This is a genomic window from Ureibacillus sp. FSL W7-1570, from assembly GCF_038593265.1.
GTDB lineage: Bacteria > Bacillota > Bacilli > Bacillales_A > Planococcaceae > Ureibacillus > Ureibacillus suwonensis.
Window position 1 is genome coordinate 1,929,332 of sequence record NZ_CP151979.1, and the last position, 24,851, is coordinate 1,954,182.

Genomic DNA, 24,851 nt, shown 5'->3' on the forward strand with positions numbered 1-24,851 from the left:
AAATCAATCCCCCTTTCTTTCTAAGCTATCAAAAAATGTAATTAAGTTTTGTGGGATTTCATATTTCTCATTTGTCAAGGGGATTGAACTATGGCCATCATAAACTTCTTTCAAAATTGCGTTAATAATCATGGATTTTGGTGGTTCCGTATACTCTATACCATCCTGCACCCAAACTCTGCAATCCACAGAGTCACCACATAGATCTCCACATTCTTTGCAGGAAGATTCCTTAACCTCAAGAGCAATATCCCTGCCATTTACACGAATGGTTGGAGAACTTAAAAAATGGTGTTCAATGGCTAACTCCCTTGAATTTATATTAATCTTATTAACTACTATCTCAAATCCTGCCTCACTTAATACTGTAGATACTTCATTGACTGCATCATAGAGGTTAGTTTCAGTTCCTTGACACCTCTTACATACACTTAGGTCGAGATAAAGAAAATCAATTATAATCTGCCTTTTTTTCTGTTCTTGTCCGCAGCAGCCACTGCCACAAGAGCAACAGCCAGCATCACTTTTATTCATCACTTTTACTACCTCCAGAAAAGTTCACTATATTTTCAATTGATGCATCCTGAAACCAGGGGATTGCAACAAAGTTATCAGAACTTATTTGCTTAACTTTTTCCAGCCATTGCTTTTCAGCATCAGCGCGAGCTATTAACATACTATTTTTAGTATTCGTCAATGAAAGGCACTGATTAACCACCCACCATTTGTTATTAATTCCCGCTCTATTCAGGTCATCACCCAGTCTCTGAGCTTCAAATACCGGTGTTGCTTCAGGTAATGTAACAATAATAACCTCTGTTTGTTTCTCATCCCGAAGTCTTGGAAGTAATCTTTGAACAGATATTGGCGTTTCACCTTTTGTTCTCTGAACCTCTTTATGATAACTCTGTGTAGAATCAAGCAACAGAAGCGTGTGACCCGTTGGTGCAGTATCAATTATTACAACTTCGTTTTCAGCCTTGTCAACAATCTCAGCAAATGCTCTAAATACTGCAATCTCCTGTGTGCATGGAGAGCGTAAATCCTCTTCAACATAAGCAACATCATCTTCGCTCATTGTTTCACGAGCCTTACTTAATACCTCATTTTGATATCGCAATAGTTCCTGCTTTTCATCTATTTTACTTAGCTTAATATTTTCAGTATCTTCAACCACATATTTGAGATGATTAGCTGGGTCTGTAGATGTTAAATGTACCTTAACACCCTTTCTAGCAAGAGCCACTGCAATGGTTGCAGCAATAGTTGTTTTTCCAACACCGCCTTTGCCCATTGTAAATATCACTTTTTTACCTGCCCTATAAATATCTTCAATCAGAACATCTAGGTTTCTTAAATTTAAGGATTTGCTATAAATACTATTTTTTGTGTATTCGTCACTATATAAAAATGTTCTAATATTATCAATACCTACAACGTTATAGGAACGAAGTGGTATAGTGAAAATCTTAAACTTTTTTAAACCCTGTGGCATATTTTCCAAAGCCTTTTGCTGCTTATCTAACATTTTAATCGAAACATCGTCAGTTGCTTCACTCAGTATACCATTGATAACTAAAACCTGATTGTTTATCCCTAGCTCACTAAGCTCATGGCTTGAACGTTCAGCTTCAATCAAAGGAGTTTCCTCCGGCCTTGATACCAATATCAAAGTTGTTTTATCTTTATCTGCAAGGTTTTCAACCGCATTCTTATACATATCCTTTTTATCTTGAAGTCCAGCGAGCTGACCTAAACATGACGCCCCATGTGTACTTTCACTGATAAAATTACTCCAGGCTGATGGTAATTGCAGCATACGAAGTGTGTGCCCTGTCGGAGCAGTATCAAAAATAATATAATCGTATTTATTCTCTGTGGATTTATCAGTGATGAAGTTCGAAAACTGGTCAAAAGCGGCAATTTCAACAGTACATGAACCCGAGAGTTGTTCCTCCATATTTACAATTACACTATCCGGCAACTTCCCCCTATATGGAGCAATAACCGATTCCCTATACTCTCTGGCAGCTTCCTCTGGGTTAAGATTCGCCACAACTAAACCCGGCGCTCCATCAATCGGCACACCTTTGCCATCAAGCTCAGTATTAAAAACATCCTGCAAATTGGATGCAGGATCAGTGCTTATAAGGAGAACACTTTTTCCATTATCAGCTAAATTTACTGCCACAGCACAAGCGGTTGAGGTTTTACCTACACCACCCTTTCCTGTGAAAAACATATACTTAGTCAGATTTATCCCATCTAAACTAAATGGCTCATAATTATTCTTTAACATCTTAACAGCACCCCTTTGGTCCGCAGCAGCCGCTCTTCTTTTGAGGTTTTGTGCTTATTTCCACCCCTAACCATTCTGAAAACTCTTCGTTTGTTGGGTAGCTTTTGGTTTTTACAATTTCACCATCTGCCAGTGTTACAGGAAGAATATCTGCTCCTTCCTTTTGTAGAATTTCACTTATAACTTTATTGGAGATAAAATCCTGAGGTTCACTTGACAAACCATGCCTTTTTATAATAATCCCTTTTTCTTTAAGCGAATTAATAACAGTTGCTACTCTTAACAGCTCTGGGTCAATAGATGGTCCACAAACTCCTGTCGAGCAACACATTGCTGGGTCAAAAATCTCAATATTTTTCATTACTAAATCCTCCTTAACAACATTGATTATCAGATTTTTTATTTTTGCTCTTTTTACAAATACAATCTTCTTTATCGTTTGTTATGCATGTAAAGAAAGCTATAACCTCATCCGTTTTTTCTTTGTTTAATGTATATCTCATCCAAGCCCCATCACGTACTGCATTTACAAGACCGCTTTCAGATAATATCTTCATATGATAACTAAGAGTGGATTGAGAAATACTGAATTCTTCTAATATATCGCATGCGCACATTTCTCCACACGATAGCATATCTATAATCTTTAACCGTGTTTCATCTGACATAGCCTTAATTGCAGGAACATAATCTGCATATGAATGTTTCATAAAATTACCTCCTATATATTCATATGTATCAATGACATCGAATATTCTCGATATCTTATAACAAGAATATCAGGCATATCGATAGTTATCAATATGGTTTTATAATAAGTTAACGACAAAAAGCGCCGACTAAGATGCCACTGCACCTCAATCGGCGGTCAAATTCGTTTTATTTTTCTATATCAATTTCTATACCAGATTTAAATTCAATAGTTAGTTTATCATCATAGACCGTTATTTTCTCTATAAGTCTCCTTACTAGTTGCTCATCATACTCCTCAAGGAGGATGGATTGTTCATTAATGAATTTTTCCATATCTTCTAGCCTTTGCTTGGAGCCCTTTTTGCCAGCTTCTTCTGCTAAAGCCTTATGCCTTTCCTCTCTGAGCCTGTAAATCTCATCGGCTATATCGTTATAATCTTCTTTGGAATTGGCCAGCCTCAAAAGGTCTTTTTGTAATTCCTCTAGCTTTTTATCTATCTCGGAAACAATAGTATTGTCCGTTTCACTTATCACTGTTTCTATATTTTCCTTTAAGATAGTTAAAAAGCCATCCTTTTGCCCTATTAGTTTATTAATTGCCTCCACCGTAGCAATACCTATCATATCCTCCAGCACGGTTCGGGAATGACAAGTTAACCCTGTATTCTCAAGTCTACTGACGCATCTCCAAACAATCGATTTTTTACCTCGGTTATTCCAATGAACTCTACGGTATATTTCGCCACACTCTCCACAGAAGATAATTTGTGAAAATACATGATTTGAACTAAAGTTTCTTTTCTTTCCACTAGTACTTATATGTCCTCTACTTCTACGAACTAACTCTTCTTGTACCTGCATGAAGATTTCACGCGGGATAATGGCTTCATGGTTATTCTCTACATAATACTGAGGTACGATTCCGTTATTTACAACCCTCTTTTTTGTAAGAAAATCTACCGTATAAGTTTTTTGGAGCAGTGCATCACCAATGTATTTTTCATTGCTTAATATTTTCCTTATAGTACTGGTATGCCACCTTTTTTTTCCCGCTCCCGTAAGTATGCCATCAGCTTCAAGTCCTTTTTTGATTTTATCCATACTTGAGCCTTCAAGATACTCTCGGTAAATCCTTTTAACTATTTCAGCTTCCTCCGGCACAATTACTAATCGCTTATTTTCATCTTTGGTATATCCTAAAAACCTAGAACAATTGACCATTACCTCTCCCTGTTGGTATCGGTATTGATAGCCAAGCTTTACATTCTGGCTTAATGACTGGCTCTCTTGTTGCGCTAAGGATGCCATAATGGTAAGCATAATTTCACCTTTGGCATCCAGTGTATTGATATTTTCTTTCTCAAAATATACCGCTACATTTTTATCTTTAAGTTTCCTGATGTATTGTAGACAATCCAAGGTATTTCTAGCAAATCGGCTTATTGATTTGGTAATAACCATATCAATTTTCCCAGCCATGCACTCATCAATCATTCGATTAAATTCATCACGATTTTTTGTATTTGTACCGCTGATGCCATCATCAGCAAAAATCCCTGCAAATTCCCACTCTGAATTCTTCTTGATAAACTCTGTATAGTGTTCAATCTGCACTTCATAACTACTAGCCTGCTCATCACTATCTGTAGAAACTCTGCAATAAGCAGCGACCCGAAGTTTTGGTGTTTCATCTTCTTTTCGATTGTTGCCTACACGTTTTATTGCAGGTATAATCATTACATTTTTATTAACTGCCATCTTGCTGCACCTCACTTTCTATTAAGCTGTATACATATTCCGCTTGTGTAAAAGGATTTGTATACTTCTGAATTACTTGTCCTATGGTATCTTTTTAATTATCTATCCTGCCTTCTCAACCCCAATAAAAAATCTAACCTATCAACTCAACCCCTATCACTTTCATGGTAGTTGACATGTTTCCTCAAAGAATAAAAATGAGGGTTTCCCGACATTAACGTCCTCGACAAAGATGTCATGAGAAAAATTCAATGTCAGGAAACCCTTTATCTATAAGTGCTTAAAGTATCTTTATTTCTCAACCCTTGACATCAATACCACGCACTCCACATGCAACGAGCGAGGTGGATTGATGTCTTTTACATTGTCGGTAGGCGGAAACACGTCATCGCCACTTTTTGCACTATCGGTAGGCGGGAACATATCCACTAAATTTGCATAGTTAAACCGAATGTGCTTTTCAGCACAAATAGAATTTATCTTTGGGATGTTTACCCACAGGAATCCTCTACTTCTCTTCAGTGTATCTTTCTTGCAGCAAAAATCCCTTGGCCTCGCTAGGGCGTAAATCCCAATATTTTTGCAAAAGGTAAATGACTTTCTCATCTTCAACTTTAGCTTCCTTCAGAGCCGCAGCTGCCTTTTCAATCCCAATGACTCTTTCTTCAAAGGCAGCTTCATCTAGCCTTGCATTGCCATCTTCTCTTATTCGTTCCAACAGTTCACTTCCAAATCCCGAAAGGGAAGCTCTAATAGAACGTGCCATATCTATTCCTCCTCTAAATTCTAATTTATTGCACTATTGATAGACAAATTGGAATTTGTTGGTTACTTATATTCACTCGGAATAGGAATATTAAATCTCTCACACAATAGTTTTACATCATGCACATCATTTTCATCATGCTCATAGCCTAGATGAAATAACACTTGATATTCAGCATCAATACATCTGACCATTTTATCGCCTATTTTCCCAATGCCGCTAAAGACTTCTGGAGGATATGCTTCTCCCTCAAAAACAATGTATCCTTGTTCGTTGAATTTAAATATATGAAGATCAATTATCCTACCTTTACTATCCTTATAAACCTTATGAGATGTGGTAGTATATGCTTCGATAACTTCAGCAAAGCCATTTTCTTTTAATATTTCAATAAACTTTTTACCATTACTTTCTTCCACAAATAAATCAATATCGTTGTGTACTCTTGTTTCTTCTTCTAATAGTGCATCTACTCCCCAACCGCCATCAATCCATATGTTAATTCCATTTTCTTCAGCGTACGTTATTATCTCAATAGCGTCAGTTTTACTTACCATGTAATCCCTCCGTTCAAATTCCTATCTAATTTCATAAAATCCCAAAAAGTAGCCATGCTAAATTCCTCCCAAGTAATACTGTTAATTCATATAATCTAACTTAATAGCGCCTTTTCATATCCTCTTCGTAGGCGGCTAGAATACGCTGATATTCTTTTGGGTCATCATTCTCACAGTCCAGTTTTATCACTCGATCCACAATAGAATCTAAAGAATCAGGGTTGTACCAAGGTTCCTTAATTGTAAGATAAATGATCTTTTTTGTCTTTTGACGTTCGGCCATTTCTTTCAGCATCTGAATCTCTTTTTCATTTTTTGTTACACTTTGAATTGGCCATACAATCATAAAATCGAAGGCATAATTATCATATTTATCACTACTACTTTTAGTGGTCAGATTATCAAAGAAAATTGTAAGATTGGATAATTTCATTCCTTGCCCATATTTCTTCGGTACGTTAACTTTATAAAGTTCCGCCCATCGAAAGAAATTCTCCATTCCATCTTTTGTTGTATGAATTAAATTAATTAGTCCTTTCAAGTTCCCTTGAGCATTCAAAGCTTTAAGAAGGGCCTGATGCTTTTCCTTATCAGCGATACCTCGTAGTAATAATGTTTTCTCTGTTTCATTGTTCAAGAAATCAATAATCTGATCATACGCATTTTTTACGTCGGACATTTTATTCACTCCTTAACTAATAAAAATCGCTATTTGTTTTTTGAATATACCCAAAATAAAATGCTATCAGTTAATCTCAAACAAAACAGCGCATCTTCAACTGTCGGCAATTCAATAGCATTCTCATTTCTGTGGGTTCCGTAATCAGACATCATAGAGTAAATCATATAAATTGTTTTTGTCTTTGTCAGCTTTCCATCTTTATTTTCATTAAAAAATTCTGCTAAATCTTCTTTTCTTAAATCTGATTTAAGGGCCCTATCTAAGTCAGCGACTGATGCAGTTGCACTGTCTCCACTAGTATTAAAGACACCTCTCATCCATTTTGCAAACTTTTCAGTCCCCTTATATTTTGAAAATATACTTACAATACACGTCCTACATGATTCAATACAAGCTCCTGAATGGCCTTGTGTATAAGCGTCAACTGCAGATTTGTAAGCATCATATACTTCTATATGGTTACTTTTTATCCATGATTCAACAGAAAACATCTCACTTACTCTTACAAAGTCACTTTCCATGCAAGCAGAAACTTTAACTTTTTCAAATTCAATGGATATGTTTAATCCTAAAATCTCGTAAAGTTTAGCTAGTTCTTCAAAGTCTTCAACGCCATTTTCGCAAATGTATCTTACATTGAAAGATTTTGTTATTTCTTTTAGCAGGTTGATAATATCCTCATGCCTGTTTTCCTTATATAAATCCGAGAAAATACTATCTAAACCTAAGAACACATCGTATTCTTCGTTATTATTCTCGAATTTGTGCGCATAACCTTGATTATAAAAATATGGCACCAGATAGTCTATATATTTTTCGTAAAGGTCATTAAGCCCCACACATTTTAATCTGGCCTTAAATTCCGAGTTTTTTCTTATAAAAAAGCCTGGTCTGCTAACTATTTCTGCAATTTTTGAAAGAATTATTTCTTTATCATTCATTTTTTTCACCTCACCTAATATTTAATAACTATAACTTTTTCAAAGTAGGTAACACTTTCTCTAAATATTCCTGCCAATATCCCTCGTCATCGCCTTCCATATCGTGAAGCCAATAGTACATAAATAATATCTCAAATTCCTGCTTTCTACCTTTTATAAAGGACTTTTTCGGCATTTTTCTATACAAAGAATCAAGATTAAAAAGGTTACTTTTTTGCCTATAATCATAATCGTACTTTCTCCAATTATATTGACTCTTTCTTCTATGTGTTGAGGGCCAAATATCCTCATTATCAAAAAAACTGTTTATCCAATCATAAGCAAAGGCAAGAAGATTTACTTGATGCTTTGCCCAGGTTTTCTCAATCCAATCAGTAATTTCTTCCGATATTGACGGTATCCCAAAATTAAACTTTTGCTCACTTTCTACCCTATGATATTCTTTTATAAAAAGAAAAAGCATTTCTGTCTGATCCTTAAGAAATGGTAACCTTTTAATTAGTCGTGAATAACAATCATATGAAGCATTTCTAAATTCACTATCAGTATTATATAAAAAGAAAAGGTCATTCTCCTTCATGATGTTTCCAATGTATCTGTGTATTTGCTTCCCGTACTCATTATAAATACTAACAGCCCATTCTCTAACTTCAGGATCGTACTCTCTTAGCTGCTTACGATATTTCTCCAACTTTTCATTATGGAGTACTGTTTTTTCCTCAGCTTCCGTAATATTCAGATAGTTGTTAAAATACTCAAATACATAATCAACACAGATTTTAATATTTTGTGCACGTGCATCAATGTCAAATTCATTGAGTTTATCTTCCTTTTTCCTTCGTGCAATGTATTCCTCAATGCTTAGCATTCTTTCACCACCTCTCGCATGTGATTTTGCTATTCTTAGGAAGATTAATATAAAGCCAATAAATCATTTCGGCTAGTATCCAGAGTTAATCTTTTTATATCTCTGCTGATTAGATGAAGTCTTTTCAATTGCCTTTATATTACCTTCCATTTTATTTACGTAGTTTAAAAATAAAGTCCCAAGCAGAAGTCGATCCTTTCTGGGTATTCTATTCCATACATAACCCTTGAACAGATCTTTAACAAGAAAGACTTCACCTTCATTCAAGTTTTCAGTTTCCTTAATAGCTTCTTCTAGTAACTCATTAACATCACCCATGTTGTCATCTCCTTATCAATAACAATATCAACAACATTGTTAATAAGATTATATGCCTTTTACCAATTCCAGTCAATGAAAGAAAACCACCAATCAAGAGAATATATCTCCTGAATGGTGGTCATTCATGAAGGTTATGTTTATACATCTACTTCTACACCAGATTTAAATTCAATAGTTAGTTTATCATCATAGACCGTTATTTTCTCTATAAGTCTCCTTACTAGTTGCTCATCATACTCCTCAAGGAGGGTGGATTGTTCATTTAGGAATTTTTCCATATCTTCTAGCCTTTGCTTGGAGCCTTTTTTGCCAGCTTCTTCTGCTAAAGCCTTATGCCTTTCCTCTCTGAGCCTGTAAATCTCATCAGCAATGTCGTTATAATCCTCTTTGGAATTGGCCAGTCTCAAAAGGTCTTTTTGTAATTCCTCTAGCTTTTTATCTATCTCGGAAACAACATTATTGTCCGTTTCACTTATCACTGTTTCTATATTTTCCTTTAAGATAGTTAAAAAGCCATCCTTTTGCCCTATTAGTTTATTAATTGCATCAACCGTAGCAAGGCCTATCATATCCTCCAGCACAGTTCGGGAATGACAAGTTAACCCTGTATTCTCAAGTCTACTGACGCATCTCCAAACAATCGATTTTTTACCTCGGTTATTCCAATGAACTCTACGGTATATTTCGCCACACTCACCACAGAAGATAATTTGTGAAAACACATGATTTGAACTAAAGTTTCTTTTCTTTCCACTAGTACTTATATGTCCTCTACTTCTACGAACTAACTCTTCTTGTACCTGCATGAAAATTTCACGCGGGATAATGGCTTCATGGTTATTCTCTACATAATACTGAGGTACGATTCCATTATTCACAACCCTCTTTTTTGTAAGAAAATCTACCGTATAAGTTTTTTGGAGCAGTGCATCACCAATGTATTTTTCATTGCTTAATATTTTCCTTATAGTACTGGTATGCCACCTTTTTTCCCGCTCCCGTAAGTATGCCATCAGCTTCAAGTCCTTTTTTGATTTTATCCATACTTGAGCCTTCAAGATACTCTCGGTAAATCCTTTTAACTATTTCAGCTTCCTCCGGCACAATTACTAATCGCTTATTTTCATCTTTGGTATATCCTAAAAACCTAGAACAATTGACCATTACCTCTCCCTGTTGGTATCGGTATTGATAGCCAAGCTTTACATTCTGGCTTAATGACTGGCTCTCTTGTTGCGCTAAGGATGCCATAATGGTAAGCATAATTTCACCTTTGGCATCCAGTGTATTGATATTTTCTTTCTCAAAATATACCGCAACATTTTTATCTTTAAGTTTTCTGATGTATTGTAGACAGTCCAAGGTATTTCTAGCAAATCGGCTTATTGATTTGGTAATAACCATATCAATTTTCCCAGCCATACACTCATCAATCATTCGATTAAATTCGTCGCGATTTTTTGTATTTGTGCCGCTGATACCATCATCAGCAAAAATCCCTGCAAATTCCCACTCTAAATCAGAAGTATTTTACTTATGACATATCTAATACTTTATTGACTTCATCTAGGATTATCTCTTGAACTGTTTTTACTCCTCCATGAATGATATTAATGTTAAGTTCTTTTAAATTATTTAGTATATTTTCTAAAAGTTTTTTACCTTTTATCCGCTTAATGTATTCTCCATATTTGAATTTAGATAGTGTTTCTAATGGAATTGTATTATACATAATATTAAAAATTATAGATTTCTCAATCATTAATTTAGTCTGAACATCATCAATAAAAGTGTCTTTTAATAATAAAAAATATCTAAACGTCACATCATGTCTAATATATGGAGTAAAACCTAATGCCAAAGAGGTTAGTAAGATTTCCAATGTTTGTGCAACATATGAATACGTTGCTATGTTAAATACATCAATATTAGATAAATCTTGAAATTGGGGATATTCTTTTTTATATCTTTCACAACGTTGTTCTAAGGTCATTTGAGAGTCTGTGGAGTCAATGTATACTAGATTGTTCAAAATAAATTCGTCGATCTTACTTTCGATGTCTGATATCGTTCTAAATTTCTCATAAAATTCCTGTTTTCCACTTACTTTAGTATTAAGTATGCTTGAAATAAAAATCCAATAAAACTTATTTATAAAATCTTCGTTTTTAGTTTCATATTTCAATAACATTGATTTAATCGGTAGAATATGGATTGTGTTTTCAATATTATTTAACAGATTTAACGTATCATGAAAAGCGGTTTTAAAAATTCTTATAGTATTTTTATCTACAAACTTATCATCTGGTATCCTAAAAAAAGGTTCCATTTTCAATATAGGGTCTGGAACTACATGGTAATCTCCAAATAATTTGAAATAATAATGTTCAAAATCATCTATATCTAAATATATAGCACCCGATAACAGTAAACTTTCAATTGAATTAGGACGCCTATCATTTTCAAAAACCAACAAACTTAATCTTTTAAGCCAAAAAATTTTGACCTCATCTATTATTTTTAAAATAGTATTTGAATCTAAATCTTCTTTCAACACAAATGGCTGATACTTTATTAATAAATCACTATATTCTTTCTGAATCTTGTTTAATACAGGACTGTTAAATTCCATAGTTTAACTCCTTATATTTCTGTTTATACCAATCTGGAAATTCATATTGACTTGCTAACAATTCTATGTGCTTTCTAAAAACTTTCTCTGTATCATAAATAACGCTCGGTAACTTTTGATAATTCTCTATATCAGGTATCGAATGGTATTTATGGAGTGGGTTGTCACAAAATATCATTGAACTTTCTCGTATTGCTCCCCAAAAGCCATGAACATAGTTGTTATCATATTCATAATAAATTTCATATAATTCCTTTTCATCTACTATTTCAAACTTCTTTTTAATAGATTGTGTATCAAAGTATCGAACATCTATATCTAAAAACTCCTCAAACATAGGTTCATTTACAAGTGCATTTAATATTGGTATTTCAATATGGCTATTTTCATCAACAATTGAACTTTCTCTTGCTCTTAACAAAACATGTTTATATTTTCCTACTCCATAAAGTTGATAATCTAAAAAAATACTTGAATTTGTATTTTCATTCATTAACAAATACTTCATCATAATGTAAACTTCTAAAATAGTTCTAAAAGCATGTCGCCCTAAAATAGAGTTTTCCAATTTTTTATCAATTAGTTCTTCAAATATTTTTGTCATATATACTGTTGATCCTAGTAGTACATTAAATTTTGCATCTTCTAATAAATTTTTTTTATTCTCTAACAGTAATTGTTCTAATACTTTTTTAGTATCATCAATGAATAAATTTACATCTGAAATTTGCTCACGAAACTCTATATACATGGGTTTACAATCAGTTAGCATTCCTAACTCACTCCAAAAATAGGAAATGTAACTGTCGTTCTTTTCTTCAAAGTCTAACCCCTCTAAAGATCTTATAGATGATCTGTATAATCTCATTCTTTCATCTTCATGTTCAATTAGGCTATAATTTTTGATAGCCTCCACCCCATTAAGACCTTCGAACAAATTTATTTTCCCTATATATAATGGTAAACAAATAATAAGATATCGAAGATCAGTAGTTGTATTAGATTGTGGATCATTAAACTCTTTAACAGCCTCCCTGATTATTGATAACCTATACTCCACAGTTTGCTCTCTAACGTAAAAGTATTTGTTAAACAGTTCATACTTATCACCTCGAAATAAAATTGTGAGAGGAGATAAAACAGCTGGCTCGACAAAACGATTGATTATATCATAAATTTCCCTTTGTTCTTGTTCCTTAGCATTTGTTATTTGAGATATTTTTGGTTTATAAATATCTATATCTAATCTTGATAATAAATATAGGATTCTTTGTCCAATTTCTAATCCTTCTTTTCTACCGTAATGGAGTAGTATTAATCCCAACCATAGATACTCTGGTAATCTTTCTTTAGTCCAAGAGTTTAATGCTAATTTATCTCCAAGTATTGAATTCATAGGAGTAATAATTTTCCCTTTAATATATTTATGGTCAGACAATCTACTTCGCCATTTTGTTTCCAACAGATTTACCTCCTGTTTCAATCTATTTTTGTATTAATAATTGTTTAACAGAACTTACTCCATTAAAGAAAGAGAGAGCAGAGTTTTGCCAACAACAAAAAAGAGAAATTGAACAACATATTATAAATTTTCTTCTAAAACGGACCAATCCCTACCTTGTGAGAGGTCAACTTGGAACTCTTCAAGGAATAGTTTTAAGACATATTCTGCATTATCTGGCCCGCCAATATACCAATGTTCAGGAGAGAGAGCAACAGTAATGACATCCCATGAATACATTTCTCTCAGGGAACGCAAGTCCCTTCGTATTTCCTCTGTATCCTTTAGAATGTAGCAAGTATGTCCAGATTCAGTTTTACTTTGGAACGCAAAGAAGTCCAAATCCAGGTCTAAGATTAAGGAATGTCCTTCTGTATATGAGTTCATGAGATTCATCTCCTTAGCAAACTCTAGCATCTCTATTGAATCCCAATGAATCCCCCAAAGTTTCTCTATCCGTTTTTTGGGGAGATGTTTTTGCAGGTAAAGTGAGTGAGACTCTTGATCGAATAACCCATCTTTATCTTCTGGAGAAACATAAACTATTGTTTGGATTGTTTCTCTTGCAAAACCAGCCCATATGAAGTTATCTATTCCTACAATTGTTTCATTCCCTAATTTACTTTCCGTTAGAGATGACAGTTCCTTTAATCCCTTAGCTTGTAACAGACCTGGAACCATTGCTCCATCGTTTACAGCATCGAGGTGCTGGTCTACATGAAATAGCTTTGCATTGTTTTGAATCCACCCCTTGTCACGAGCTAAATCCCATGCAACAAATGCCCAATTATGGTGCTTCATTAGAAAAATTTTTTGCTCTGGAAACACAACTTTCCATTTATCGTCCTCTCTCCAAGTCACTTTTGTTTACACACTCCTCTTCTCCTTTAATCTTTACCTATATTATTCAGCTAAATATAAAGAAACCTTTCTTTAAATAATCTGCTCTCGTTCAACAAAGGTTTTTTACTCCTTTTTAAACTATTTATTCCTAATCACACCGCTTGACACGCTTGTAAGTATCAATAAGAAACACCCATCAAATCAAGGAGTCCCCTATGATTCAATTCTATCTTTTTTCTTCTTCGCCATGTTCTTTAACTTCTAAATTTATTTATCTGACAAATGGATCAGACAGTTTCAATCGCCATCACCCCACACATAATTCCCCATATCTTATATTTTGTGTAACTCGCTAAATAGATGAAAGGCTTGTTAATTTCTATCTTCTTTAGTGTTTTGTTTCAGTTAAACACTCAATTTATTAAGTGTACTTACAATAATGCTAGTAATAAATTGTCATTTCATAAAGGTTCTATAGAAATTTGTTGAATATTGTATATTTAATTAAATGGCCCTTGTATTTCGCAAGTTAAATTTGAGCCAATTGTTAATTAAAATGTGAGCCACTAAAAGTTGCTCTGTTCCATCCATTCTTTCGTTTCTAAAATTCGGTAAGATCCACCAATCATGTTAATGATGTGTGCACGATGCGTGAGTTGATCGGTTAACGCTGAGGTTAAAACTGGATCATGGAAGACCTCTTCCCAACGTTCAAATGTGAGGTTACTTGTAATAATCGTTGCTGCTCGACCGGCACGTAACGATCAGTGCGTAAACAGAAGCTCTGCTCCTTCTTTATCGAACGAAATGTAGCCAAGTTCGTCAATGATGACTAAATCATACTTTTCAAATTTCAATTCAAACGAGCGTAACGTTCTTGCGGAACGGCTTTCCTTTAATTGATTCACAAGTGAGGCTACACTCGTGAAATACACTTTATAGCCTGCTAAACAGGCCTCGATTCCTAATCCAATCGCAAGATGGGTTTTACCAGTACCAGGTGAGCCAATTAATAACACATTCTGCTTGTCCTGAATAAACTTTAGCTCTTTCAAATGAGGAAGGCGGACCGCCGCATTTTGCGGCAGTGCCTCTACATCTAATTCTTCTAACAGTTTTTTCTCTGGAAAATTGGCTAATCGAATTCGGTTAGCTTTTGCTCGTACGTAACGATCCTCCATTTCTTGTTTTAAAGCGAAATAAAGAAACTCAGCTGGCGATGTATATTGTTCAAGTAAGACTTCCTGTTCAAGTAAAGAACGAATACTTGGTAAACGTAATTCTTTGCACATATCAATCATTTCTTTTTGCTTGTCCATTAATGAACCACTCCTGTTCCTTTAGAATGAAATAACGCTGCTAATGAAGAGAGATTATCTAAGGATTGGCTGGCGACATCATCTTGGCCAGTTAGAACAGTACGTACTTCCGCTGATTGTTCTGCTAAGAAAATGATTTTTTCAGTTGTTAGTTGAACCAAAGGGTTCTTTTCTAGTTCAGTAATGACTTCTAATACTCTTGCTAGGCAATCTCGTTCTTTGGTATAAACAAGCAGCTCTAGAAAATCTTTTTCATTTCCGATATAATAACGTTGGTAGATATTTTTTATTTGTTTTGGTGCTTGGCTCAAACATTCACTTTGGGCTAAGGCACCTTTTTTCTTTTGTAGCTTGTTTAAATAGTGGTAAATATTCATCACCCAGACATGCACTTGCCAGCTTCGTTTATGCTTTGCGATACATTCACCTTCACTAAACAGAAGCACTTCCTCAGCACGAGCTTTTAACTTAATATATTCTCCTACATGCCCCTCAGGTACAGAATATCGGTTGTGCCGATAGGTAACAGTACTATATTTGTCCACACGTAGTTCTACTAATTCTGCCGGATCGAATGGTGCAGCTGTTAAGCTACCGCACGTTCAGCTTTTTGTTCCAACATCAATTCATGATGTGTTTTCTCCTTCAAATAATGAGGACGTTGATTTAATTTTTCGATGATCGAAACTAAATATTCCTGTGCCTCTTCTAAAGAAGTAAACGTATCACGGTGCGCAAATGCTTTCCGGCGTATATATTCTACACTTCGCTCTACGTGGCCTTTTTCATTGCCTTTACGAGGCTGACAAAGTCGAATCTGAAAATGATAATGCAAAGATAAACTTTTCATACCGTCGGTAATAAAGCGGTCGTAACCAATAAAGTTTTTGACGACGGTACGCATATTGTCGTATGTAAAAACATTCGGTACGAAGCCCAAGGCTTCAATACATTTTACGTGTGCATCCTGTACACAAACCATTGTTTCCGATTCATAGAGTCGGGCATAACGATCATTGCTATAGGCTAACGTAAATACAGCCATTGAAAGACTTCTTAGCTTACCGTCAATGAATAATTTTACTTCTCCCCAATCAAACTCAATTTCACGACCAGCTGTTGGCTCTTGACGAATGAAGACTTCTTTTTCCTTCTTTTCCTCACGATTCACGAAGTTGCGAACCGTAGTGTAGCCAATTTTAAAACCTTCGTCTAAAAGTTTTTCATGTATATCAATAATCTTTAATTGTTGCTTATGCATATTCACTTCACGCTTATTTTTGTTCTGTTTCATCATTTCGCGAATACGTTTCATCACTGTGTTTGTTAAAGCTCTCTTTTTTCCATTACGCTTTTTATATGCTGGAGACGTAACGTAATTATCTGTAATTGGTAAATTCCTTGTGTCTTGTTGTCTAGCTGCTAGATCTTGCTCAATGTATTTTTTTACGGTATTACGAGACATTTTGAGCTTTTCTGCAATTTGACGTTGGCTCATATTGTGCTGATAGTACTCAATCAGTACTAATTGCTTTTTCTCCAAACTAATCACCTCTATATCCTCCTAACTATTTACAGTTAGGACTATTTTGATATAAAGTGGCTCTCATTTCAATTGCGTTGGTGGCTCATTTTTAGCTTAACAAAAACACACGAGTAATCGTGTGAAAGAGACATTAAAGACTCGAGCAAAAAGTGGACTTTTTAAAGGATCAAACCCTCCATATGGGTATGAAGTAAGAGATGGAAAATTGTATATCCGAAATGATGAAACACCAAATATTGTTAGACGAATTTTCAAAGAATATTTGGAAGGAAACGGACGACAAAGTATTGCAAGACGCCTATATAATGAAGGGATTCCAACCCCTGCTCAAATAGCTGGAAAAGCAAACGCAGGAGATAAGTGGCATGATTCTACAATTAGATGCATCTTGACAAATCCCCATTACGTTGGGGATCTTGTTCAAGGAAGAACAACGACAGTAAGTGTAACAAGTAAAAGAAGAAAAAACGTTCCTAAAGAAGAACAGTTTATTATCAAAAATGCACATGAGCCAATTATATCTAGGGAAACGTTTGATGCTGTCCAAAATCAATTAGAGCAGAGAAGAAAATATATTACAGCACCCAAGATACATCTTTTTACTAATGTCCTCTTTTGTGCCGATTGTGGTACAGGTATGTGGTTCCGAAGCAATCGAGACGGATACATTTGTGGGGCTTATGCGCGTCATGGAAAAAAAGCTTGTACCGCCCACACAATAAAAGAGGATTTTTTAAAAGAAACAATTCTAAATGACATAAAATCCTTAATTCATCAAATTGACAAAGAGCAATATATAAAGAAGATGGAGAGAAAATCGAAAAGTACAAAATCGGATTCTCAAAAGAAAATCAATAAGATTAACAAACAGATGGATGTTTTAAAAAATCGAAAAAGGAAATTCATCAACCTGTTAGCTGACGGAATCATTACCAATGAAGAATATCAAGAGAGTATTGAAGCAACGAACAAGGATTTAACTGAATTAATGGAACAGAAAAATGAACTTCTTTCATTGATGGAAAGCGAGGATGTAATCGAAACAATTGAAAAGCTCAAAAAGGAATTACTTCAATTCCTAAATTTCGATGAATTAACCGAGGATATTCTCCATCGACTGATTAATCGAATCGAGGTAAAAGAGGACGGTACACCAATAATTCATTACCGGTTTGCCACACCAAAAATTGCATAGAGGCAAGAGAGAAACCTTATCTTGCCTCATTTTTTTATTTTAAAACTATCTGCGACACACATTCAACATGCGTCGTCTGCGGAAACATGTCCACTGGGGTAATCTCCATCGTTTTATATCCCCCGTCTTCCAAAATGCGCAAGTCCCGCGCTAAAGTGGAAGGGTTGCAGGATACATACACCACCCGCTTTGGTTTGAATTCGATGATGGTGTTCAGCAATGCCTGGTCGCAGCCTTTGCGCGGCGGGTCCACAACGAGCACATCCGCGCGTTTTCCTTCCTGATACCAACGAGGAATTACTTCTTCCGCAGGTCCAGATTCAAAGTAAGTGTTTGTAAAACCGTTCAGCTCTGCATTGCGTTTTGCGTCCTCAATGGCTTCCTCTACAATTTCAACCCCCATCACTTGTTTTGCTTTTTTTGCTAAAAACAAGGATATTGTTCCGATGCCGCAATAGGCGTCAATCACTGTTTCTTCTCCCGTTAACCCTGCATATTTCAAAGCTTGGTTGTATAATACTTCCGTTTGAATCGGGTTTACTTGGTAAAAGGAGCGGGCAGAGATTTCAAACCGGATGTCGTCGATGGTATCTTCAATCGTTTCCTGACCCCACAGCACAATCGTTTCTTTTCCTAAAATGACATTCGTTTTTTCACTGTTCACGTTTTGTACGATGGATGTAACATGCGGAATGAGCTTTCGAATCACTTCCACCGCCGCATCCTTCTGAGGAAATTTGCGTTTTTTTGTAACGAGCACCACCATCACTTCGCCAGTAGCTCTTCCTGTCCGCACAATCACATGGCGCAACATTCCTTGATGAGTCGTTTCATTGTAAGGCTCGATCCCGATCTTCTCCAACTCTTTTTTCAAATTGGCCATGATGATATCCGCCTCACTCATTTGAATGAGGCAGCGCTCCATATCAACGATTTGATGGGTTCTCGCTTTATAGAAACCTGCAATTGGACCTGTTTCACTCATAGCAAAAGGGATTTGCGATTTGTTGCGGTAATTCCAAGGGTGTTCCATTCCTTTGATTGGTCGTACTGGTGCATCAATTTTTCCAATGCGTTTCATGACCTTGCGAACCATGTTTTCTTTCCATTGCAACTGGGCTTCATAAGATAAATGTTGCAATTGGCAGCCGCCGCATTTTTCGAAATATATACAAGGCGCTTCCACCCGGTCCGGTGAAGGCTCTTTCAATTCAACAATTTTCGCAAAGCCGTAGCTTTTTAACGTTTTTAATACATGCACTTCCGCGGTTTCTTGAGGCAACGCTCCATGGATAAATAATGGATACCCATCCACTTTCCCCACGCCTAAGCCATCATGGGTCAAATCTTCTATATAAACCGTTACTCGATCATTTTTCTTTACGGGTGCTGTCATTGAGTTCCGTCCTCCATTTCGTTTTTCTTTGTCGCACGGAGTTTTTATTAAAATCAAACAAATATTATTCTACCTCAAAATAGAATAAGGATATATTGAAATTTCATTTTTTCCGAACCGCTTGTAAAATTGAAGTATCACTATGTATTGGGTGGATGAAGATGGACTTTTATCTTGTCGCATTGTTTTGCATTGCCATTACCCTTCATAATATCGAGGAAGCCATTTGGTTGCCGGAATGGTCACAACAAGCTTCGATGTTTCATAAACCCGTTACCCCGGGTGAATTTCGTTTTGCCGTGACTGTCATTACTATCCTGGCTTATTTATCCGCATTTTATTTTTTCTATAAGCCTGAATCAGAATTGGCCAAATGGGTTTTCATCGGATTTTTGGGTTCCATGATCGTGAATGCGATTTTTCCGCACCTGATTGCAACGATTTTGATGAAACAGTATGCCCCCGGGCTTCTCACAGGATTATTCCTGAACCTTCCCATCAATACATTCATCATCGTTCGAATGTTCCAAAACCATTATATTACTTGGAAAGAGCTTATCATATCGACCATTGCGGTTGGAAGCCTTCTACTCACCTTGATTCCGTTATTATTTAAAGCGGGCGGAAAAATGGCTTCTTCCCGTGAACCCAAATAAAAAACTCCCGCAGTTTGAGCGGGAGTTTATTTTTCTTCTTCCCTTACCCCTTGATCCAAAGGGGCCGTAAAAAAGGCGACCACCAACGAAAGCAGGACCATCAAAAAAGGGGCCACAAACATCATAAATTCATTCATCGCAAACCCTCCTACGCATGAAAATCTTTTTGGTTCCCCGTCACGTACTCCTTGTTAAACACAAACAACCGGAATATTAAATAGAGGGATGGAATGAGCAGGCAGAGCCCTGCAATAAAGGCAATGACCAACGCGATGGCCATTTCCTGATTCGTGAATCCTTCGTAAATGGTCAAATATGGATACAACAAATACGGATAATGGGAAATGCCGTATGCAAAAAAGGCGAATAGAAACTGAAGAATCAACAATCCGACCGAAAGCCCGAGACCCCGTTTCTTCCACAACAGCCAGACCGTCAACAAAAATAAAATTGCGGAAACGCCAAACATCGGCCAAATGGAAATCATATTACGGAACCGGTCCGGGTTATGCTCCTGCATTTGAATAATGATCGCCGCCGCCATTAACATTAAGGGACCCGACCATGTGAGCGCGTATTTTCTCATCAGTTCAGAAGCATTCAGATCTTGCGCCTTCCATGCATACCATGTTAAAAACACGGCGGAAATATACAGTACGATGGCAATGCTTAAGAGAACGATGCTCCACGTCAAAGGGCTTGTGAAAAGCGCCCAATAATCAAGGACAGGGGAGCCGTCAACGATCTCCACAAATCCCCCTTCCGAAATCGTCAGCACGACGGAAAGGGAGGATGGAATCAATAAGCCGGATACCCCATACGCGAAGGCATATCCTTTATGCCCCCTCGACCCGTATGATTCAAAGGCGTAATATGAACCCCTGATCGCCAATAAAATGATCGCAATGCTTACGGGCACCAACAAAACCGTGCCGTAATAAAAGGCGGTTTTGGGAAAGAACCCGACGATGCCGACAAAGAAAAACACCAAAAAAACGTTGGTCACTTCCCATACCGGCGATAAATACCGCTGAATGATGTTCGATAAAATATGGGATCTTCCCGTCAATAAGCTGTACGCATTGAAAAAACCGGCGCCAAAATCAATGGAAGCCACAATGACATATCCGAAAAGAAAAATCCATAACACGATTATTCCCAACACTTCAAGACTCATCGTCCGACCCCTTTCATTTCAGCCATCCGGTCTTCGATTTCCCGCTCAATCGGGTTTAAACAGTACATTCTTCTTAATACAACGACACTTCCAATCCCCAAAACAAGATATAAAATGCAGAATAAAATAAACATCAGATCCACCTGATCGCTTGTCGTCGCGCCTTCCGCTGTCCGCATATATCCCCGTAAAATCCACGGCTGTCTCCCCACTTCCGCGAGCCACCAACCCGCTTCAATGGCGATGATGGTTAATGGCCCGCCCAGAACGGTAACCCATCGGAACCAAGGACGGTGAATAAACCCCCATCCCCTCCATACTCCTGCCACATACAGAACAGACACAAGTATCATTGCCGTTCCAATCAACACCATGAGGTTAAATAAATAATGGATATAAAGCGGCGGAATTTCATCTTCCGGAAAGTCGTTCAGCCCGGTCACTTCCGCCATTGGATTTCCGTAAGCCAAAATGCTCAACAGATAAGGGATTTCAATGGCAAATTTAATATTTTGCTCCTCATCCATGAATCCCATTAAAATGAGAGGAGCCGCTTCTTCCGTTTCAAAATGCCATTCGGCTGCGGCCAATTTTTCCGGTTGATATTCCGCCAAAAACTTTCCTGAAAAGTCGCCGATGACCGCTGTGGCGATGGAGAAAATCAAGCCCATCTTCATCATGAGAAACAGCGATTTTTTATAATAGGGATGATTTGATCCCCTCAACAACCGATAGGCTGCAATGGATGCCAATAAAAAGGCGGAGGTCATGTAGGCGGAAGCTAAAACATGGGCCACTTTCGTCGGCATGGATGGGTTGAACATGGCAACAAGCGGCTGGATGTTCACAAGTTGGCCGCTCACCACTTCAAATCCTTGCGGCGTATTCATAAACGAATTCACGATGGTGATGAAAACGGCGGAAATGGATGCGCCAATGGCAACCGGAACGAGAAGAAGCATATGCTTTTTTTGATTATCAAACCGGTCCCACGTATATAAGTAGATCCCCAAAAAGATCGCCTCAAAGAAGAAAGCGAATGTTTCCATGAACAGCGGCAGTGCAATGACTTGTCCTGCCAGCTGCATAAAATTGGGCCACAACAGGGAAAGCTGTAAACCGATCGCCGTTCCGGTCACCACCCCGACGGCCACCGTGATGACAAATCCCCTCGTAATCCTTCTGGCCAGGAGAATATAATGTTCATCGTTCTTCTTCATCCCAACCCACTGGGCAATCATAATCATTAAAGGCACTCCAACGCCAATCGTTGCGTAAATAATATGAAAGGTTAACGTCAGCTCTGTCAACAACCGGCTCCAAAACACGGCGGACTCGTTCATTCGTGGCACCTCCTAACTGCCGAAGATTCTCCCGATGATGGAAAGAAGCATAATGATGGCAACGCCAAAGGATAAATAAATCAACCATTTTTCCTGCTTTTTATACATTTTCTATGAACCCCTTTCATCCCCAGTTATTTTGCGTCAATAAAAAAAACCTATACAAACGCTTCATAGCATTTGTATAGGTTCTTCCATCGGGAATTACACACGGTCGAGTTCACGGATATTATCAATCGGCACAAACACTTCAATATGCCGTTTCAAGTTTTGGAAAGTGGCCGGCGCTTTTCCTCCCAATTCACCATCCAAATTGATCAGCACTTCTTCATCGGACGTCACTTTCACGATGCTGGCTTTGCGATAAATGACATTCGGGTCGCTTAAATGTTCGCCGCGGAGAGCCGATGTCAGCACTTTGATGAAATCGGCCAAACTGCATTTTTTCAAAATCATCATCGTGAATTTGCCGTCATTGATGCTGGAATCGGGAGCGATTTTTTCAAAACCGCCGACGGAATTCGTAAGGGCGCATAAGAAGGCCATCACTTCCCCTTCGAATATTTCATCATCAATTTCAAAGCGCATGTTGGTCGCTTTGATGGAAGGAAGCATTTCGAGCCCTTTCAAATAGTATGCCAACTGACCCAAAACCGTTTTCATTTTGCTTGGCACTTCATAGGTCAATTCCGTGATGCGTCCACCGGCTGCGATGTTGATGAAATAGCGCTCCTCATTTAATAATCCAACGTCAACCGGGATTGTGTCACCTTTTACAATGACATCAACGGCATCCTCAATTTTTCTCGGGATATGGAGGGCACGGGCGAAATCGTTCGTTGTCCCCATTGGAATGACACCGAGTTTCGGACGATTTTCAAATGGACTGATTCCGGATACGACTTCGTTTAATGTGCCATCCCCGCCTGCTGCAACAACAATATCAAATCCCCGTTCCACCGCTTTTGCGGCTGCCTCCTTTGCATCCCCTGCTCCCGTCGTTGCATGGCAGGAAGTTTCATAGCCGGCCATTTCCAGCTTCTCCAGCACTTCTGGTAAATGCTTTTTGAAAAGTTCTCTGCCTGATGTTGGATTATAAATAATTCTCGCTCTTTTCATATTTTCGCCATCCTATTTTATTATCATTTAATTTATCAACGCTTATGTAATCAGGAAAGTTCCAGGATCAAAAAGAGATTGAACAATAGAAAATTCCCCGTCCAGTGGAAGGGTATTTTTTCTTTCTATCGATGTTTATTTAAGACAACATCTCTATTATAACTTTTTTCATATCTTCATAAACCCATTTCGCGCATTGCGGGTCTTTGACAAATTTCTCCTGCAATGTAGTATACAATTCTTTTTGCTTTTCTTCAAATGTTGGATCATCTTTTTCCGGCAATTTTGCTCTAGCTTCCACCACCATTTGCTGCAGTTCAGGTGCTCTTGGCCCCCATTTTCCAATTACTTGTCCGTTTTGATCGAGAAATAAATAGATTGGAATGGCCCTTCCTCCGTTTGTCAAGTAACGGTCGATCAAGTCTGTGTCTTCATCCCGGTAAACGCAGCGAATGTCTAGTTGGGCAGCTTCGGCAATTTTGCGGATGATCGGGTTATTGAGCATGGCATCCCCGCACCAATCTTCTGTAATGGCTAAAATGCGCGGCTTTTTTTCTTTCAGTAAGGCGATAAGTTCGTCATTTTCATCAATCGTAAAATTGTTGTAGATTTCATAGCTTCCTTCTTTTAAATTCGTTTTCATTCTGTCCATGTATTCCGCTATGGAAATCCCTTGTTCAAAATATTGTTGTTCTGTTTTCACGTGATAACCCCCTTTTGTTCTATTCTGCATGGAAAGGGAGGGATTGGCAATGTTTTTGATTTTGCAGGAGTTGAGTAGATATTTATAAGAGTGAGGATAGTATCCGCACCAAATGTGGTTCCATCCGAACTAATTGCTGTTGTATATGCACTAATTGAGGAAGTAAACGCACGAATTGAAGTTGCATACGCACAAAATATAGGAACAAACGCACGAAACGAAGCAGTATCTGCACCAAATAAGAAGGTACACGCACTAAATAGAGCAGCATCCGCACGAATTAAAGTAGCAAATGCACGAAATGGGTTCTCATCCGCACCAAATGGGAAGATACACGCACTAAATAAAGCAGCATCCGCACGAATTAAAGTAGCAAATGCACGAAATGGGTCCTCATCCGCACGAAATGTGGAAGTAAGCACACTAAATAAAGTGGTCTACGCACGATTTGCAATTCTACAATCCTATCAACTATCAGATAAAGCCCTCATTCAATTCAAATAATGAAAAGCCGCATAAGCCATAACAGCTTATGC

Annotated in this window: 22 protein-coding genes and 3 pseudogenes; 3 read left to right on the forward strand and 22 right to left on the reverse strand. The window is 37.2% G+C overall.

The window, feature by feature from the left end; genetic code table 11:
- Window positions 1–3: 3 nt before the first annotated feature.
- The 17 genes and pseudogenes from NST13_RS09715 to istA form a co-directional block, all read right to left on the reverse strand.
- Window positions 4–534, reverse strand: coding sequence for a DUF2703 domain-containing protein (locus NST13_RS09715; RefSeq protein ID WP_342581841.1), 531 nt, complete (start codon window positions 532–534; stop codon window positions 4–6).
- A complete protein-coding gene (gene arsA, locus NST13_RS09720) occupies window positions 527–2,299 on the reverse strand; it encodes an arsenical pump-driving ATPase (protein ID WP_034768465.1) in 1,773 nt (590 codons plus the stop codon). The genes NST13_RS09715 and arsA overlap by 8 nt, the downstream gene beginning before the upstream one ends.
- Before the next feature lies 1 nt (window position 2,300).
- On the reverse strand, window positions 2,301–2,660 hold the full coding sequence (gene arsD, locus NST13_RS09725) for an arsenite efflux transporter metallochaperone ArsD (protein WP_014097257.1): 360 nt from the start codon (window positions 2,658–2,660) through the stop codon (window positions 2,301–2,303).
- 13 nt (window positions 2,661–2,673) lie between these two features.
- Entirely contained in the window at window positions 2,674–3,009 is a 336-nt protein-coding gene (locus NST13_RS09730) for a metalloregulator ArsR/SmtB family transcription factor (protein ID WP_015009204.1), read from the reverse strand.
- 169 nt (window positions 3,010–3,178) lie between these two features.
- Entirely contained in the window at window positions 3,179–4,750 is a 1,572-nt protein-coding gene (locus tag NST13_RS09735) for a recombinase family protein (RefSeq protein WP_342580510.1), read from the reverse strand.
- Between the two features lie 508 nt (window positions 4,751–5,258).
- The gene (locus NST13_RS09740) at window positions 5,259–5,516 is read right to left on the reverse strand and encodes a hypothetical protein (protein ID WP_074365811.1); all 258 of its coding nucleotides are present in this window, start codon (window positions 5,514–5,516) and stop codon (window positions 5,259–5,261) included.
- 62 nt (window positions 5,517–5,578) lie between these two features.
- Window positions 5,579–6,073 carry a nucleotidyltransferase family protein gene (locus NST13_RS09745; RefSeq protein ID WP_074365812.1) on the reverse strand — a complete coding sequence of 165 codons (495 nt, stop codon included), beginning with the start codon at window positions 6,071–6,073 and terminating at the stop codon, window positions 5,579–5,581.
- Window positions 6,074–6,173: 100 nt separating this feature from the next.
- Window positions 6,174–6,752 carry a hypothetical protein gene (locus NST13_RS09750; protein ID WP_074365813.1) on the reverse strand — a complete coding sequence of 193 codons (579 nt, stop codon included), beginning with the start codon at window positions 6,750–6,752 and terminating at the stop codon, window positions 6,174–6,176.
- A 29-nt stretch (window positions 6,753–6,781) separates the two neighbouring features.
- Window positions 6,782–7,696 carry a hypothetical protein gene (locus NST13_RS09755; protein ID WP_074365814.1) on the reverse strand — a complete coding sequence of 305 codons (915 nt, stop codon included), beginning with the start codon at window positions 7,694–7,696 and terminating at the stop codon, window positions 6,782–6,784.
- 28 nt (window positions 7,697–7,724) lie between these two features.
- Complete coding sequence (locus NST13_RS09760) at window positions 7,725–8,564, reverse strand: hypothetical protein (protein ID WP_114218908.1); 840 nt, start codon at window positions 8,562–8,564, stop codon at window positions 7,725–7,727.
- Between the two features lie 72 nt (window positions 8,565–8,636).
- Complete coding sequence (locus tag NST13_RS09765) at window positions 8,637–8,882, reverse strand: single-stranded DNA-binding protein (protein ID WP_114218907.1); 246 nt, start codon at window positions 8,880–8,882, stop codon at window positions 8,637–8,639.
- A 140-nt stretch (window positions 8,883–9,022) separates the two neighbouring features.
- Window positions 9,023–10,400 (reverse strand): annotated as a pseudogene (locus tag NST13_RS09770) (recombinase family protein); the annotation flags it as partial.
- Between the two features lie 19 nt (window positions 10,401–10,419).
- Window positions 10,420–11,517 (reverse strand): hypothetical protein, encoded by a 1,098-nt coding sequence (locus NST13_RS09775; protein WP_208651676.1) that lies wholly within the window; start codon window positions 11,515–11,517, stop codon window positions 10,420–10,422.
- Window positions 11,507–12,979, reverse strand: a complete 1,473-nt coding sequence (locus NST13_RS09780; protein WP_342580511.1) for a DUF5677 domain-containing protein — start codon at window positions 12,977–12,979, stop codon at window positions 11,507–11,509. The genes NST13_RS09775 and NST13_RS09780 overlap by 11 nt, the downstream gene beginning before the upstream one ends.
- A gap of 120 nt (window positions 12,980–13,099) precedes the next feature.
- Window positions 13,100–13,879: a UPF0489 family protein gene (locus NST13_RS09785; protein ID WP_342580512.1), complete on the reverse strand. Its 780-nt coding sequence runs from the start codon at window positions 13,877–13,879 to the stop codon at window positions 13,100–13,102.
- Between the two features lie 548 nt (window positions 13,880–14,427).
- A pseudogene (gene istB / locus NST13_RS09790) lies at window positions 14,428–15,180 on the reverse strand (IS21-like element helper ATPase IstB).
- Window positions 15,180–16,678 (reverse strand): annotated as a pseudogene (istA, locus tag NST13_RS09795) (IS21 family transposase). Before istA ends, istB begins: the two co-directional pseudogenes overlap by 1 nt.
- 166 nt (window positions 16,679–16,844) lie before the next feature.
- Between istA and NST13_RS09800 the strand changes: the two are divergent.
- Window positions 16,845–17,921, forward strand: coding sequence for a recombinase family protein (locus tag NST13_RS09800; protein ID WP_342580513.1), 1,077 nt, complete (start codon window positions 16,845–16,847; stop codon window positions 17,919–17,921).
- A gap of 34 nt (window positions 17,922–17,955) precedes the next feature.
- On the opposite strand, the gene rlmD is transcribed toward NST13_RS09800, so the two are convergent.
- On the reverse strand, window positions 17,956–19,317 hold the full coding sequence (gene rlmD / locus NST13_RS09805) for a 23S rRNA (uracil(1939)-C(5))-methyltransferase RlmD (protein WP_342580514.1): 1,362 nt from the start codon (window positions 19,315–19,317) through the stop codon (window positions 17,956–17,958).
- 161 nt (window positions 19,318–19,478) lie between these two features.
- On the opposite strand from rlmD, the gene NST13_RS09810 reads away from it, so the two are divergent.
- The gene (locus NST13_RS09810; RefSeq protein ID WP_342580515.1) at window positions 19,479–19,973 is read left to right on the forward strand and encodes an HXXEE domain-containing protein; all 495 of its coding nucleotides are present in this window, start codon (window positions 19,479–19,481) and stop codon (window positions 19,971–19,973) included.
- Window positions 19,974–20,121: 148 nt separating this feature from the next.
- Here NST13_RS09810 and NST13_RS09815 read toward each other — a convergent pair whose 3' ends face one another.
- The 4 genes from NST13_RS09815 to NST13_RS09830 all read right to left on the reverse strand — a co-directional run bounded on the left by NST13_RS09815 (window position 20,122) and on the right by NST13_RS09830 (window position 24,315).
- Complete coding sequence (locus NST13_RS09815) at window positions 20,122–21,150, reverse strand: cytochrome d ubiquinol oxidase subunit II (RefSeq protein WP_342580516.1); 1,029 nt, start codon at window positions 21,148–21,150, stop codon at window positions 20,122–20,124.
- Complete coding sequence (locus NST13_RS09820) at window positions 21,147–22,493, reverse strand: cytochrome ubiquinol oxidase subunit I (RefSeq protein ID WP_342580517.1); 1,347 nt, start codon at window positions 22,491–22,493, stop codon at window positions 21,147–21,149. Before NST13_RS09820 ends, NST13_RS09815 begins: the two co-directional genes overlap by 4 nt.
- A gap of 204 nt (window positions 22,494–22,697) precedes the next feature.
- Window positions 22,698–23,612 carry a diacylglycerol kinase gene (locus NST13_RS09825; protein WP_328216001.1) on the reverse strand — a complete coding sequence of 305 codons (915 nt, stop codon included), beginning with the start codon at window positions 23,610–23,612 and terminating at the stop codon, window positions 22,698–22,700.
- A 139-nt stretch (window positions 23,613–23,751) separates the two neighbouring features.
- Entirely contained in the window at window positions 23,752–24,315 is a 564-nt protein-coding gene (locus NST13_RS09830; RefSeq protein WP_342471137.1) for a thioredoxin family protein, read from the reverse strand.
- A gap of 90 nt (window positions 24,316–24,405) precedes the next feature.
- On the opposite strand from NST13_RS09830, the gene NST13_RS09835 reads away from it, so the two are divergent.
- Entirely contained in the window at window positions 24,406–24,819 is a 414-nt protein-coding gene (locus NST13_RS09835) for a hypothetical protein (RefSeq protein ID WP_342580518.1), read from the forward strand.
- Window positions 24,820–24,851 lie beyond the last annotated feature (32 nt).

Bases quoted from the DNA above. Each gene is read 5' to 3' on its own strand.
- NST13_RS09735 (WP_342580510.1), bottom strand. From the start codon at position 4,750: ATGGCAGTTAATAAAAATGTAATGATTATACCTGCAATAAAACGTGTA.
- NST13_RS09730 (WP_015009204.1), bottom strand. From the start codon at position 3,009: ATGAAACATTCATATGCAGATTATGTTCCTGCAATTAAGGCTATGTCA.
- rlmD (WP_342580514.1), bottom strand. From the start codon at position 19,317: ATGACAGCACCCGTAAAGAAAAATGATCGAGTAACGGTTTATATAGAA.
- NST13_RS09765 (WP_114218907.1), bottom strand. From the start codon at position 8,882: ATGGGTGATGTTAATGAGTTACTAGAAGAAGCTATTAAGGAAACTGAA.
- NST13_RS09750 (WP_074365813.1), bottom strand. From the start codon at position 6,752: ATGTCCGACGTAAAAAATGCGTATGATCAGATTATTGATTTCTTGAAC.
- NST13_RS09760 (WP_114218908.1), bottom strand. From the start codon at position 8,564: ATGCTAAGCATTGAGGAATACATTGCACGAAGGAAAAAGGAAGATAAA.
- NST13_RS09810 (WP_342580515.1), top strand. From the start codon at position 19,479: ATGGACTTTTATCTTGTCGCATTGTTTTGCATTGCCATTACCCTTCAT.
- NST13_RS09715 (WP_342581841.1), bottom strand. From the start codon at position 534: ATGAATAAAAGTGATGCTGGCTGTTGCTCTTGTGGCAGTGGCTGCTGC.
- NST13_RS09740 (WP_074365811.1), bottom strand. From the start codon at position 5,516: ATGGCACGTTCTATTAGAGCTTCCCTTTCGGGATTTGGAAGTGAACTG.
- NST13_RS09755 (WP_074365814.1), bottom strand. From the start codon at position 7,696: ATGAATGATAAAGAAATAATTCTTTCAAAAATTGCAGAAATAGTTAGC.
- arsA (WP_034768465.1), bottom strand. From the start codon at position 2,299: ATGTTAAAGAATAATTATGAGCCATTTAGTTTAGATGGGATAAATCTG.
- NST13_RS09820 (WP_342580517.1), bottom strand. From the start codon at position 22,493: ATGAACGAGTCCGCCGTGTTTTGGAGCCGGTTGTTGACAGAGCTGACG.
- NST13_RS09775 (WP_208651676.1), bottom strand. From the start codon at position 11,517: ATGGAATTTAACAGTCCTGTATTAAACAAGATTCAGAAAGAATATAGT.
- NST13_RS09825 (WP_328216001.1), bottom strand. From the start codon at position 23,612: ATGAAAAGAGCGAGAATTATTTATAATCCAACATCAGGCAGAGAACTT.
- NST13_RS09815 (WP_342580516.1), bottom strand. From the start codon at position 21,150: ATGAGTCTTGAAGTGTTGGGAATAATCGTGTTATGGATTTTTCTTTTC.
- NST13_RS09745 (WP_074365812.1), bottom strand. From the start codon at position 6,073: ATGGTAAGTAAAACTGACGCTATTGAGATAATAACGTACGCTGAAGAA.
- arsD (WP_014097257.1), bottom strand. From the start codon at position 2,660: ATGAAAAATATTGAGATTTTTGACCCAGCAATGTGTTGCTCGACAGGA.